We start from the raw sequence: 12,730 nt of genomic DNA, 5'->3' as shown, positions 1-12,730 counted from the left end.
AAAGAACAGCATGCCCCGCTTCAGCATCATCGTCCCCTCCCACGGGGTCTCGGGCCGGCTGTCGCAGGCCCTGGACTCGGTGCTCGCCCAGTCCTTCGGCGACCTGGAACTGATCCCGGTCTGCGACTCCCCCGACGCTCCCGCGGCCGCCGTGGCCGCCGTGTACGCCGAGCGCGACCGGCGGGTGCTCCCGGTGAACTCACCGCCGTCGGCCGGACTGGGCGGGGCGCGCAACGCCGGGCTGCGGGCCGCGCGCGGCGGGTACGTGCTGTTCCTGGACGGCGACGACCTGATGCTGCCCGGCGCGCTGGCCGCGCTGGACCGGCGGCTGACCGAGACCGCGGGCGTCGACATGCTGCACGCCGAGTACGAGCGCGTGCCCTGGTGGGAGGGTGAGCCCGCCCGTCCGGCCGCGCCCGTGCTGGCCGGCGCCCCCAAGGGCGCCTTCACGCCCGGCGAGGCACCCTGGCTCACCGGGGCCCGGCTGCCCGCCTTCAGCTCCTGTTACCGGCGCGCCTTCCTCACCGAGCACGAACTCTCCTTCCCCGAAGGTCACTTCACCGACCTCGGCTGGGGTGGCCTGGTCACCGTCGCCGCCGGCCGGATCGCGGTGCTGCGCCGGCCGGTCGTCCGGCACCGGGCGCGGCGCCAGGGCAGCAGGCTGAACGCGCCCGGCGCGCACCAGCGCGAACTGCTGGACCAGGTGGACCGGGTGATGCGCCGGGCCGCCGAGTGCGCGCTGCCCGCGGAGCGGGCCAGGGCCCTGTTCGGGCAGCTCTTCACGCAGGTGCTGAAGACCGCGTCCCGGCCCGAGCGGATGACCGAGGGGCACCGGGCGTTCTTCCGCCGTGCCGGGCGCCTGTACCGCAGGCACCGCCCGGCCGGGTACCGCCCGCCCGGCGGGAGCCTCGGTGTCCAGCACCGGCTGCTCGCGGTGGGCGCGTACACCCCGTTCCGCGCGCTGCGCGGGGCCAACCGGGTGGCGGCCGGGGTGGCGGCGCGGCTGCCGCGTCCGCGCATGCCGCTCACCCGGCTGCGTTACGCCCGCGCGCTGCGCCGCCCGCTCGATCCCGCCCTCGCGGTGTACTGCGCCTACTGGGGCCGGGGTTACGCCTGCAACCCGGCCGCGATCCACGCCAAGGCCCGTGAACTCGCCCCGCACATCCGGTCGGTGTTCCTGGTGGAGGCCGGCCAGGCGCACACGGTGCCGGACGGCGTGGAGCACGCGGTGATCGGCTCGCGGAAGTACTGGGAGGTGCTGGCCCGCGCCACGTACCTGGTGAACAACGCCAACTTCGCCGAGGGGATCGTCAAGCGGCCGGGCAGTGTGCATGTGCAGACCCAGCACGGCACGCCGCTGAAGAAGATGGGCGTGGACCAGTCGACGTACCCGGTGGTGGCCGCGCGTTCGGGCAGCTTCGCCAAGCTGCTGGGCCGGGTGGACCGCTGGGACTTCAACCTGTCCTCCAACCGGCACTCCACGCAGATGTGGGAGCGCGCCTTCCCCGGCTCCTACGAGCATCTGGAGTACGGCTATCCGCGCAACGACGTGTACGCGACGGCGACCGCCGAGGACGTGGCCCGCGTCCGGCGCGAGCTGGGCGTCCCGGAGGGGGCGACGGCCGTGCTGTACGCGCCCACCCACCGCGACCACGCCACCGGCTTCGAACCCGGCCTGGATCTGGCGGAGTTCTGTGCCGCGGCCGGTGACGACGTGGTGGTGCTGCTGCGCGCCCACTACTTCTACGACCAGGGCACCGCACGCGGTTCGGACCGGGTCATCGACGTCACCGCGCACCGCTCGGCGGAGGACGTGTGCCTGGCGGCGGACGCGCTGGTCACGGACTACTCCTCGATCATGTTCGACTACGCCAACCTGGACCGGCCGATCGTCGTGTACGCGGACGACTGGGAGGTCTACCGCGAGACGCGGGGCGTGTACTTCGACCTGATGGCCGAGGCGCCCGGCCCGGTGGCCCGTACGTCCGGGGAACTGGCCCGGATCTTCCGCGAGGGCGAGTACCGGGGCGAGGAGTCCGCCGCGCGCCGGGCCGCGTTCCGGGAGCGTTTCTGCGAGTTCGACGACGGCCGCGCCGCCGAGCGCGTCGTACGGCGGGTGCTGCTCGGCGAGCCGCCCGAGGCCCTGCCGCCGGTGGTGCCGCTCGCAGAGCGTGTGCCCGCCCCCGCCGCCGCGTCCCTCGTGAGGAGCTGATCCGCCGTGCCCCGCTTCAGTGTCATCGTCCCCTGCTTCAAGGTGCAGGGATTCCTGCGCGAGTGCCTGGACTCGGTGCTCGGGCAGTCCTTCGGCGACCTGGAGGTGATCGCCGTGGACGACCGCTCACCGGACGGCTGCGGCGCGATCCTCGACGAGTACGCCGAGCGCGACCCGCGCGTGAAGGTGCTGCACCTGCCGGAGAACGTGGGCCTCGGCCGCGCCCGCAACGCGGGCATGCCGCACGCCACCGGCGACTACCTGCTCTTCCTGGACAGCGACGACACCCTCACCCCGGGCGCCCTGGAGGCCGTCGCCGGCCGGCTGGCGGAGAGCGCGGACCCGGACGTGCTGGTCTTCGACTACGCGCGCACCTACTGGTGGGGCGGCACCCGCCGCAACGTGCTGGCGCATCTGCTCTCGGCTCAGGACGGCACCTTCACGGCGGCCGAGCGGCCGGAGATCCTCGACCTGCTGATGGTGGTGTGGAACAAGGTCTACCGCCGCGACTTCGTGACCGCCCACGGCTTCGCGTTCCCGCCCGGGTACTACGAGGACACCCCGTGGACGTTCCCGGTGATGCTGAGCGCCGGGCGGATCGCCACCCTGGACCAGGTCTGTCTGCACTACCGCCAGCGCAGGCAGGGCAACATCCTCTCCACCACCAGCCGCAAGCACTTCGACGTGCACGAGCAGTACGAGCGGGTCTTCGCGTTCGTCGGCGAGCGCCCCGCGCTGTGGCGGTGGCGGCCGTATCTGCACCGCAAGATGGGCGAGCACTGCCTGGACATCCTGGCCAAGCCGGACCGGCTGCCGCCGGGGGACAGGGCGGAGTTCTTCCATCGCACGGCGGAGATGTTCCGTACGCACAGGCCGGAGGGCACCCGCGCGGAGGGTGAGACGCGGCTGCTGGAGGGCGGGTACGGGGCGTATCTGCTGCGGCGCCGGGCGGCGCAGGCGGGCCGGGAGGCCGGCCGGCGCGCGGCCCGGGTGCGGACGGCGGCGGCGCGGCGGGCCCGGCGCGGCTGGTCGGCGGTGCAGTCGCGCCGCCCGCTGGACGAGTCGCTCGTGGTGTACTCGGCGTCCTCGCACCGGGGGATGCTCGGCGACCCGGCGGCGGTGTACCGGGCGGCGCGGGTGATCGCGCCGCGGCTGCGCGGGGTGTGGGTGGTGCGGGACGAGGAGACGGCCGCGGCCCTGCCCCCGGACACCGAGCACGTGCTGCTGGGCTCGCGGCGCTATCTGGAGGTCACCGCGCGGGCGGCGTTCTTCGTCAACGACGTCAACTGGCCCGGCGCGCTGGTCAAGCGTCCCGGCGCGACGCACATCCAGACCCATCAGGGCACCCCGCTGAAGTACCTGGGCGCCGATCTGCTGGACAAGCCCGGCGCGCGGCTCGGTCTCGACGTGCCCCGGATGCTGCGCCGGGCGGACCGCTGGGACTTCGGCCTGGTCGCCAACCGGCACGCGGAACTGGTGTGGGAGCGGGCCTTCCCCTGCCACTTCACCTCGGTGCGCACCGGCAGCCCGCGCAACGACGCGCTGGTCGGCGCGGGTTCCTCGCGGGGCCGGGAGTTCCGGCGGCGCCACGGCATCCCGGAGGGGAACACGGTGGTGCTGTACGCGCCGACCCGCCGGGACCACCTGCGGGGCGGGCACGTGGACCGGATCGGCCTGGCCGGCTTCGCGGCGGGGCTGGGCGAGGGGCACACGCTGGTGGTGCGGCTGCACCCGTCGCTGGCGAACGGCCCGGCGCGCGGGGCGGGGCTGGCGGAGCTGGCGCGGCGCGGGGTGGTGGTCGACGCGACGGACGAGCCGGACGCGGCGGAGGTGATGCTGGCCTCGGACGCGCTGGTCACGGACTACTCGTCGATCATGTTCGACTACGCCGTCCTGGACCGGCCGATCGTCGTCCACGCGGACGACTGGGACACGTTCCGGGCGAGCCGGGGCGCCTATCTGGACGTCACCGCCCGGCCGCCGGGTCATGTGACGCGCTCGGAGCGCGAGTTGGCCTGGCTGTTCGAGTCCGGGGCGTGGCGGGACGGGGAGTCGGCGGCGCTGCGGGCCGACTTCCGGGCGCGGTTCTGCGAGTTCGAGGACGGCCGGGCCGCCGAGCGGGTGGTGCGCACCCTGCTGCTCGGTGAGGCGATGCCCGCCACCGGGGCGGCGCGCATCCCCGGCCCGTCCGTGGGGAGCGATCAGCTCACCCGGTCCACGTGAGGCGGCGCGGGCCCTCGCCCGCGCCGCGGGGGCTCACTCGACGACGAGGGTGACCTCGATGTTGCCGCGGGTGGCGTTGGAGTAGGGGCAGACCTGGTGGGCGGTCTCGACCAGCTTGCGGCCGGTGGCCTGGTCCACGGTGTCGGGCAGCTCGACGCGGAGCGTCACCTGCAGGCCGAAGCCCTCGCCCTGCTTGCCGATGCCGACCTCGGCGGTGACGGCGGCGTCGGAGACGTCCACCTTGGCCTGGCGGCCGACCAGGCCGAGGGCGCTGCCGAAGCAGGCGGCGTAGCCGGCGGCGAAGAGCTGCTCGGGGTTGCTGCCCTGGCCGTCGCCGCCCATCTCCACCGGCATGGCCAGCGGCAGGTCGATACGGCCGTCGGAGGAGACGGCGCGGCCCTCGCGGCCGTGGGTGGCGGTGGCGACGGCGGTGTAGAGCGCGTCCATGGGAAGACCGGTCCTCTCGGGGAAGTCGGTGGCGGCGGACCGTGAGGCCGGCCGCCCTCGACTCCGAGTAGAGCACACAATTAAATTGTGCACAACCAAACTCTCGGCGCTTGGCTATCCTGGAGCCCATGACCGCCTCGCCCACCCCGTCGGCCGCCCCCGCCACCGACCCGGACTGGCTCCGCCTGGACCGGCAGATCTGCTTCTCCCTGAACGCCGCCTCCCGCGCGTTCAACAGCGTCTACCGTGTGCTGCTCAAGGACCTCGGGCTCACCTACCCGCAGTACCTGGTGATGCTGGTGCTCTGGGAACGCGACGGCATGCCGGTCAAGCAGCTCGGCGAACAGCTGCGGCTCGACTCCGGCACGCTGTCCCCGCTGCTCAAGCGGCTGGAGGCGGCCGGGCTGGTGCGCCGGGAACGCAGCGCGAGCGACGAGCGCTCGGTGCGGGTGACGCTCACCGGCGAGGGCGCGGCCCTGCGCGAACGGGCACTGGAGGTGCCCCGGCGGATCGCGGCGGCGACCGGGGCGGACCCCGCCGAGATCGAGCAGCTGCGCGCGCGCCTCGACCTGCTCACCGGGGCCCTGGACGCGGCGGCACGGGAACTGGAACAGGACCAGGCTCGGCACTGACGGCGACCCGGCGGACGTAGAGGCGTACGCCCGCGTCCCCCTCGGACGCTTCCTCGGCGGGCATGAACTCCTCGGTCAGCACGGCGAGTTTGGCCCGCTCGGCGGCGCCCGCCGGGCTCCACCGCCCGGCCAGCAGGGCCCGGTCGGCCACCACCCACACCCGGTCCAGACCGGCCAGCCGCCGCTTCATCTCCGCCGCGTCCGCCTCCCGGCCGTACAGCGTCCCGGACCCGGGGCCCGGCTCGTCGAGGGCGACGTCCCGCACGCCCGCGAAGGCGCGCGGGTAGGCGAGGGCGGCGTTGCGGGCCTGGACCGGCAGGAACAGCACCGGCTCCCCGGCCCGCACCGCACGCGCGGCGACCCGCGCGGTGGCGGCCAGGTCGTCCGGGCGGCGGGCCGGGTCGCGGTCGCCGCTCATCAGCGGAAGCTGGAGGCAGAGCGCCAGGACGGCCAGGGCGGCCCCGGTGAGGGCGAGCACGGGGGGCCGGGGCACCCGCAGCCGCAGCCGGGCCCCGGCCCGCGCCACCGTGTCCGCCCCGGCCGCGACCAGCAGGGGCGCGCCGGACAGGGCGTACAGGACGTAGCGGTCGACGTAGAGCGGGGAGACCTGCGAGGCGAGCATCAGCGCGGCGGGCGGCACCACCGCCAGCGGCAGGCCCACCCGGGCGCAGGTCAGCCGCCCCGGCGGCGCCGCCAGCTGGGTGAGGCCGAGCACGGCGAGCACGAGACAGGTCCAGTACACGCCGTCGCCGGGGCCGAGGAACCAGCGCAGCAGCCCCTGCGCGGTCGCCCAGGTGGGCGGGCGCAGCCAGGCGAGCTGGGCGGACTGGGCGTGCGAGACGGCGACCATCGGCAGCAGCGCGAGCCCCACGACCCCGGCCGCGCTCCCCCAGCCCCGCCACACGCGTGCGCCGGGGCGGGCGAGGGCGAGGGTGGCGGCGTGGGCGAGGAGCAGCAGCACGGCGAACTCGTGCAGCCAGCAGGCGGCCGCGAGGACGGCGCCGTAGGCCCGCCAGGCTCCGGTGCGCACGGCACGGACGAACAGCAGGGTCGCGCCGGTGGCGCCCGCGGCGACCAGCGCGTAGGAGCGGCCCTCCTGGGCGTAGTGGCCGGCCATCGGCGAGACGGCGTACAGCAGTCCGGCCCACAGCCCGACGCGCGGTCCGGCCAGGCGGACGCCCAGTTCGCCGACGAGGGCGGCGGTGACGGCGGCCGCGCAGACGGAGGGCAGCCGCAGCACGACCTCGCCGGACGGGACGCCGGGGAGGGCGAGGACGGCGTGCATCAGCAGGTAGTACAGGCCGTGCACCGCGTCGACGCCGTGCAGGAGCTGCCAGATCTGCGGCACCGAACGGCGGGCGACCTGGAGGGTGACGGCCTCGTCGCGCCATATCCCGCCGCGGTCCACGCCCCAGAGCCCGAGCCCGAGCATCACCAGCGCGGGCAGGCACACGGGCGCGCCCCAGCGGACGCGCCAGGGCACCCGGCCGGTCCGCCGTCCGCCCGAGCCGCCCGGCACGACAACCGTTCTTCCAGCCGCTCTGGGCGACTGCGCTTCCACAAGAGGCCCGACGTTCACCACGGCCCGATCTTTTGCGATTAGCCAATCTTTTCCGGTCATTGACGGCGTATCGGCATGGATACACCATCCGCGCGGATTAGGCTCCCACGCGATGAACCGTCTCCGTGTCACCTCCGGCCCGGTCCTCACCCTCGTCGCCGGCTGGCTGGCCACCCGCGCGCTGATGCTGGGGCTGCTCACTCTCGGCTCGGCGCGTCTGCTGGGCGGCGGATCGGTGTCGCGCGAGGTGTGGCGGCTGTACTTCCACTGGTACGGCGTCCTGGCGCACGGCGCCTTCCCCGCGCACGACACGCTGTGGCAGTACCCGCCGGGCGCGGGGCTGGTGCTGCTCGCGCCCGGACTGCTGCCGGGGCTGTCGTACTTCCGGGCGTTCGTGCTGCTGACGCTGGTGGCGGACGCGGCCGTCACGGCGGCGCTGGCGGTCGCCGGGCGGCGCACCGGGCGCAGCCTGCGCGGCGCCGCGCTGTGGGTGGGCGGGCTGCCGCTGCTGCTGCATCTGCCGCTGGCGCGCTACGACGTGCAGGTGACCGCGCTGGGGGTCGCCGCCCTGCTGGCGCTCGGCCGGTCGCCGCGCGCGGCCGGGGTGTTCGGGGCGCTCGGCGCGGTGGTGAAGGTGTGGCCCGCGCTGGTGCTGCTCGGCGTGTCACGCGGACGGGCGACACGGTCGGCGTGGTCGTGGGCGACGGCGGCCGGGTGCGCGTCGCTCGCCGTGCTGGCGGCGATGTTCACCGGCCCGTTCGGCTTCCTGCGCGAGCAGGGCGGCCGGGGCGTGCAGATCGAGTCGCTCGGCGGCACCGCGCTCAACCTGGCCCGGCACGCGGGCTGGCCGGGCCGGGTCCGCTACCAGTACGGCTCGATGGAACTGGTCGGCCCGCACGTGCACACGGTCGCCACCGTGTCGCTGGCACTGACGGCGGCGGCGTTCGCGCTGCTGGTCGTGTGGCGGCTGCGCGCCCGGCACTTCAGCCCGGCCACGCCGTACGACGCGGCGCTCACGGCGGTGCTGCTGTTCACCGTCACCAGCCGGGTCATCAGCCCGCAGTACCTGATCTGGCTGCTGGGGCTGGCCGCCGTCTGCCTGACCTCGCGGCACACCCGCCAGCGTCCGGTGGCGGTCCTGATCCTGGCCGCGACGGCGCTGAGCAGCGTGATCTTCCCGCTGGCCTACGGCGAGGTCGTCGCCGGGACCTGGACGGGCTGCCTGCTCACCCTGGCCCGCAACGCGCTCCTGCTGGCCGCCGCCGTCCTGTCCTTCGCCCGGCTGTGGAACTCCACCCGGCCCCCGGTCCGCCTCCCGGCGACCCGCGCCGTCCCCGCCGGCCGGGTCCCGGAGCGCGCCTTGACCCGTTCCTGACGGCCCGGCACCGACCATGGACCCCATGTCAGAAGCCGCGCCCCAGGTGGCCGTCGTCGTCATCGGCTACGACGACGCCGCCCATGTGACCGACGCCGTGCGCTCGGCGCTCGGCCAGGGCCCCGCCGTGGGCCAGGTGATCGCCGTGGACGACCGCTCCACGGACGGCAGCGCCGGCCTCCTGGACCGGCTCGCGGCCTCGGAGGACCGGCTGCGGGTGATCCGGCACGCCGTCAACAGCGGCGGCTGCGGCACCCCGCGCAACACCGGGATCGACGCGGTGACCATGCCGTACGTCATGTTCCTGGACAGCGACGACCTGCTGCCGCCCGGCGCCGCGGACGCGCTGCTGGGGGCGGCGTCCGCGACCGGGGCCGAGGTGGCGGCCGGGCTGTGCGTGCGCCGGGAGGTGCCCTCGGGCCGCGAACACCTCTGGCAGTCGGCCCTGTACGCGCGCGAGGCCACCATCGGACACCCGGCCGAACGGCCGCACCTGGTCCACGACACCCTGTGCGTCAACAAGCTGTACCGCACGGACTTCCTGCGCTCCCACGGCATCCGCTTCCCCGACGGCCGCTTCCTCTACGAGGACTTCGTCTTCACCGCCCGCGTCCTGGCCGCCGCCCCGCGCATCGCGCTCGTCCCGGACCGGGTCTACGTGTGGCACGTGCGCCGCGCCGCCGGGCACCTGTCGCTCTCGCTGGACCGCGAGCGCATCGGCAACTGGCAGGCCCGCACCCTGGCGTGCGCGCAGGCGTACGAGATCCTGCTGGACGCGGGCGAGGAGGAGCTGGCGCGGGCGGCCAGGGCGAAGTTCCTCGACCACGAACTGCGCATGTACCTCGCCGAACTGGACCTGCGCGACGCGGAGTACCGGCGCGCCTGGTGGGACCACACCCGCGCCCACCTCGCCGGGTACGAAGCGGAGGACTGGGAGCGGGACCCGGCCGCACCCGGCACGCTGCTCGGCCGGTTCGTGCTGGACTCGCCCGAGCCGCGCGACCTGCCCCGGCTGCGGGAGCTGGCCGCCCGCCCGGCCCGCCTGCTGCCGCCCTACGCCCGTACCCCCGAGGGCGGACCCGTCTGGTCGGCCGCGCACCCCGGCGTGGACCTGACCCCGCTGCTGACCTGCCCCACCGGGGCGCTGCCCTGCGCGATGGACGCCGAACTGCTCCCCCGCGCCCGCCTCTCCGTGCTCCGGCTGCGCCTGCACGAGCTGTACGGCCTGCTCGCCGACGCGGGCCCGCTCGCGGTGACGGCCCGCTGGCTCGACCGCGTGACCGGCCGCCCGGTCCGGCACATCACCCTGCCCCTGGTCCCCGCCTCGCCCGGCCTGTGGACGGCGGAGACGGCCGTGGACCTGAGCGCGCTGGGCGCCGGGATCTGGGACCTGTCCCTCACCGTCCACTTCAAGAACGGCGCCGAGCGGGACATCACCGCCCACGCCCGCACGGACACCCCCCACCTCCGCAGACGCGCCCTGCCCAGCCCCCGCCACCTCGTCCTCCTGGCCCACCCCTACGCCACCCACTCCGGCGCCCTCTCCCTCCGCGTGGCGACCGGCGCGACGGGGGCGGCCCGGGTGGCCCGGGGGCGGGTACGGAGGCTGTTGCGGTGAGGAGCCCCTACAGCGCATGGCGAGGGCTTCCTACAGCGCCTTCAGCGCCCCCGCCGTGGCCCGGGAGAGGTTCGCCAGGTAGCCCTTGGGGAGCTTGGGGCTGCGGATGATCACCGCGCGCCAGTAGAGGGGGCCGGAGATCAGGTCGAGGGCGAGGTCGAGGTCGAGGGCGGGGCTCACCTCGCCGCGCGCCTGTGCCGCCGCCACGATCTTGGACGCGACCCCGTCCTGGCCGTCGCGCACGGCCTTCTGGAGGGTCTCGGCCATCTCCGGGTTGCGGGCGGCCTCCGCCTGGAGGTCGGGGATGATCTGCGAGGCGACCGGGTGGCGCAGGGCGCGCGACATCACCTCGTACAGCAGCCGGAGGTCGCCCTCCAGGGTGCCGGTGTCCGGGACCGGCAGGCCGAGCACCGCCATGGCGGAGACCACGTCCAGCACCAGGTTCAGCTTGGAGCGCCAGCGCCGGTAGACCGCCGTCTTGCCGACTCCGGCCCGGCGCGCGATGCCCTCGATGGACATCCGCGCGTACCCCACGGCGGCCAGTTCCTCGAAGACGGCCGCGCGGATGGCCTCGGTCACGTCCTCCCGGAGCACGGCGGCCCCGGCCGGGGCCCGGCGCGGGCGCGCCGGGGGTTCGTCGGCGTTGGTCGTCATGGGACCCAGCATAGGGCGGGACGACGAAACGGTTGCGTTCCGTCGTCGGATGGGCCTACTCTCCCGTTGCGACGATACGGTCCCGTCCCGACGTGAGTGAACGCATGGGGAAGCGTGCGGATACGGCGGGCATCGGCCGGACCGCGCCTATCCACCCCCCGACCGAAAGCAGCGGATGTGAGCCAGGTCCTCGACGCACCGCCCCCGATGAAGGCTCCGGCCGACGGCGACCTCGCGGCGCTGGCCGCCCGGCACGGCCTGACCGTCAGCGGCGCCCGCCCCTCCGTGCCGGCGTACGTCCGGCAGCTGTGGGCCCGGCGGCACTTCATCACCGCCTTCGCCACCGCCAAGCTGACCGCCCAGTACAGCCAGGCCAAGCTCGGCCAGCTCTGGCAGGTGATGACCCCGCTGCTGAACGCGGCGGTCTACTACTTCATCTTCGGCGTGCTGCTGGGCACCAAGCGGGGCGTCGCCGACTTCATCCCGTTCCTGGTCACGGGCGTGTTCGTGTGGACGTTCACGCAGAGCTCGATCATGGCGGGCACCCGGGCCATCTCCGGCAACCTCGGCCTGGTGCGCGCGCTGCACTTCCCGCGCGCCGCGCTGCCCATCTCTTTCTGCCTCCAGCAGCTCCAGCAGCTGCTGTTCTCGATGCTCGCGCTGGTCGCCATCGTGCTCTGCGTGGGCGTGCCGGTGACCGCGTCCTGGCTGCTGGCGCTGCCGGCGCTGTTCCTCCAGTTCGTGTTCAACGCGGGCGTGTCGATGGTGCTGGCCCGGATGGGCGCCAAGACCCCGGACATAGCCCAGCTGATGCCGTTCCTGCTGCGCACCTGGATGTACGTGTCCGGCGTGATGTGGAGCATCGACCAGCTCGCCAAGGACCAGCCGCGGCCCCTTCTGCTCCTGCTGGAGTACAACCCGGCCGCGCTGTACATCGACCTGATGCGGTTCGCGCTGATCGACAGCTTCGGCGCGGACAAGCTGCCCCCGCACGTGTGGCCGGTGGCCATCGGCTGGGCGCTGGCGGCCGGGATCGGCGGCTTCATCTACTTCTGGAAGGCTGAGGAGACCTACGGCCGTGGCTGAGCAGACCACCTCCCCCGTCGGGACCGCGCACGGCACGAGCGCCGAGCAGATCCCCACCGTCGTCGCCGACGGCGTCGACATCGTCTACCGGGTCAACGGCACCGGCGCGGGCCGGGGCTCGGCCACCGCCGCCCTCAACCGCATCCTGCGCCGCGGCAAGGCCGAGAAGGCGGCCGGGGTGCGCCGGGTGCACGCGGTGAGAAACGTGTCCTTCGCCGCCTACCGGGGCGAGGCCATCGGCCTCATCGGCACCAACGGTTCGGGCAAGTCCACCCTGCTCAAGGCGGTGGCCGGCCTGCTCCCGGTGGAGAACGGCCACATCTACACCGACGGCCAGCCCTCGCTGCTGGGCGTCAACGCGGCCCTGATGAGCGACCTGACCGGCGAGCGCAACGTCCACCTCGGCGGCCTCGCCATGGGGATGTCCCGCGAGCAGATCAAGGAGCGCTACCAGGACATCGTGGACTTCTCCGGGATCAACGAGAAGGGCGACTTCATCACCCTGCCGATGCGCACCTACTCCTCCGGCATGTCGGCCCGGCTGCGCTTCTCCATCGCCGCGGCCAAGGACCACGACGTCCTGCTGATCGACGAGGCGCTGGCCACCGGCGACCGCTCCTTCCAGAAGCGCTCCGAGGCCCGCATCCGCGAGCTGCGCAAGCACGCGGGCACGGTCTTCCTGGTCAGCCACAACAACAACTCCATCCGCGACACCTGCGAGCGCGTGCTGTGGCTGGAGCGCGGCGAGCTGCGCATGGACGGCGCGACGGAGGACGTGCTGAAGGAGTACGAGGCGTTCACGGGCGACCGGAAGAAGAAGTAGGCGTCCGCCCGGGCCGCCCCTCGGCCCGGGTTCCTGAACCGGGGCTTCCACTTCACGCGTGGATATCCCTTTCAGTCATGTAATGACAGTATGTTATGA

General features: G+C 74.2%; 10 protein-coding genes. 7 read left to right on the top strand and 3 right to left on the bottom strand.

Translation table 11 applies throughout. The features are described from left to right. Window positions 1–10 precede the first annotated feature (10 nt). Both ABZ898_RS07805 and ABZ898_RS07800 read left to right on the top strand, forming a co-directional pair. Window positions 11–2,212, top strand: a complete 2,202-nt coding sequence (locus ABZ898_RS07805) for a bifunctional glycosyltransferase family 2 protein/CDP-glycerol:glycerophosphate glycerophosphotransferase (RefSeq protein ID WP_361653982.1) — start codon at window positions 11–13, stop codon at window positions 2,210–2,212. Between the two features lie 6 nt (window positions 2,213–2,218). After that, complete coding sequence (locus ABZ898_RS07800) at window positions 2,219–4,435, top strand: CDP-glycerol glycerophosphotransferase family protein (RefSeq protein WP_361653979.1); 2,217 nt, start codon at window positions 2,219–2,221, stop codon at window positions 4,433–4,435. 33 nt (window positions 4,436–4,468) lie between these two features. On the opposite strand, the gene ABZ898_RS07795 is transcribed toward ABZ898_RS07800, so the two are convergent. After that, window positions 4,469–4,882 (bottom strand): organic hydroperoxide resistance protein, encoded by a 414-nt coding sequence (locus ABZ898_RS07795; RefSeq protein ID WP_361653977.1) that lies wholly within the window; start codon window positions 4,880–4,882, stop codon window positions 4,469–4,471. A gap of 128 nt (window positions 4,883–5,010) precedes the next feature. On the opposite strand from ABZ898_RS07795, the gene ABZ898_RS07790 reads away from it, so the two are divergent. Beyond that, window positions 5,011–5,514: a MarR family transcriptional regulator gene (locus ABZ898_RS07790; RefSeq protein WP_361653974.1), complete on the top strand. Its 504-nt coding sequence runs from the start codon at window positions 5,011–5,013 to the stop codon at window positions 5,512–5,514. Here ABZ898_RS07790 and ABZ898_RS07785 read toward each other — a convergent pair. Then, entirely contained in the window at window positions 5,456–7,033 is a 1,578-nt protein-coding gene (locus ABZ898_RS07785) for a glycosyltransferase family 39 protein (protein ID WP_361653971.1), read from the bottom strand. The genes ABZ898_RS07790 and ABZ898_RS07785 overlap by 59 nt on opposite strands. 154 nt (window positions 7,034–7,187) lie before the next feature. On the opposite strand from ABZ898_RS07785, the gene ABZ898_RS07780 reads away from it, so the two are divergent. Then, entirely contained in the window at window positions 7,188–8,450 is a 1,263-nt protein-coding gene (locus ABZ898_RS07780) for a glycosyltransferase 87 family protein (RefSeq protein ID WP_361653968.1), read from the top strand. A 25-nt stretch (window positions 8,451–8,475) separates the two neighbouring features. After that, on the top strand, window positions 8,476–10,068 hold the full coding sequence (locus tag ABZ898_RS07775; protein WP_361653966.1) for a glycosyltransferase: 1,593 nt from the start codon (window positions 8,476–8,478) through the stop codon (window positions 10,066–10,068). A gap of 30 nt (window positions 10,069–10,098) precedes the next feature. On the opposite strand, the gene ABZ898_RS07770 is transcribed toward ABZ898_RS07775, so the two are convergent. After that, window positions 10,099–10,722, bottom strand: coding sequence for a TetR/AcrR family transcriptional regulator (locus ABZ898_RS07770; RefSeq protein WP_361653963.1), 624 nt, complete (start codon window positions 10,720–10,722; stop codon window positions 10,099–10,101). A 177-nt stretch (window positions 10,723–10,899) separates the two neighbouring features. Between ABZ898_RS07770 and ABZ898_RS07765 the strand changes: the two genes are divergently transcribed. Next, window positions 10,900–11,808 carry an ABC transporter permease gene (locus ABZ898_RS07765; RefSeq protein WP_361653960.1) on the top strand — a complete coding sequence of 303 codons (909 nt, stop codon included), beginning with the start codon at window positions 10,900–10,902 and terminating at the stop codon, window positions 11,806–11,808. Continuing rightward, entirely contained in the window at window positions 11,801–12,631 is an 831-nt protein-coding gene (locus ABZ898_RS07760; RefSeq protein WP_361653958.1) for an ABC transporter ATP-binding protein, read from the top strand. The genes ABZ898_RS07765 and ABZ898_RS07760 overlap by 8 nt, the downstream gene beginning before the upstream one ends. The last annotated feature ends 99 nt before the right edge of the window (window positions 12,632–12,730 follow it).

It is taken from the genome of Streptomyces sp. NPDC046860 (genome assembly GCF_040645115.1).
Lineage (GTDB): Bacteria > Actinomycetota > Actinomycetes > Streptomycetales > Streptomycetaceae > Streptomyces.
This window is presented reverse-complemented; position numbering and strand designations above follow the sequence as displayed.

Coding starts and splice junctions, on each gene's coding strand:
- ABZ898_RS07795 (WP_361653977.1), bottom strand. CDS start 4,882: ATGGACGCGCTCTACACCGCCGTCGCCACCGCCACCCACGGCCGCGAG.
- ABZ898_RS07790 (WP_361653974.1), top strand. CDS start 5,011: ATGACCGCCTCGCCCACCCCGTCGGCCGCCCCCGCCACCGACCCGGAC.
- ABZ898_RS07775 (WP_361653966.1), top strand. CDS start 8,476: ATGTCAGAAGCCGCGCCCCAGGTGGCCGTCGTCGTCATCGGCTACGAC.
- ABZ898_RS07780 (WP_361653968.1), top strand. CDS start 7,188: ATGAACCGTCTCCGTGTCACCTCCGGCCCGGTCCTCACCCTCGTCGCC.
- ABZ898_RS07805 (WP_361653982.1), top strand. CDS start 11: ATGCCCCGCTTCAGCATCATCGTCCCCTCCCACGGGGTCTCGGGCCGG.
- ABZ898_RS07770 (WP_361653963.1), bottom strand. CDS start 10,722: ATGACGACCAACGCCGACGAACCCCCGGCGCGCCCGCGCCGGGCCCCG.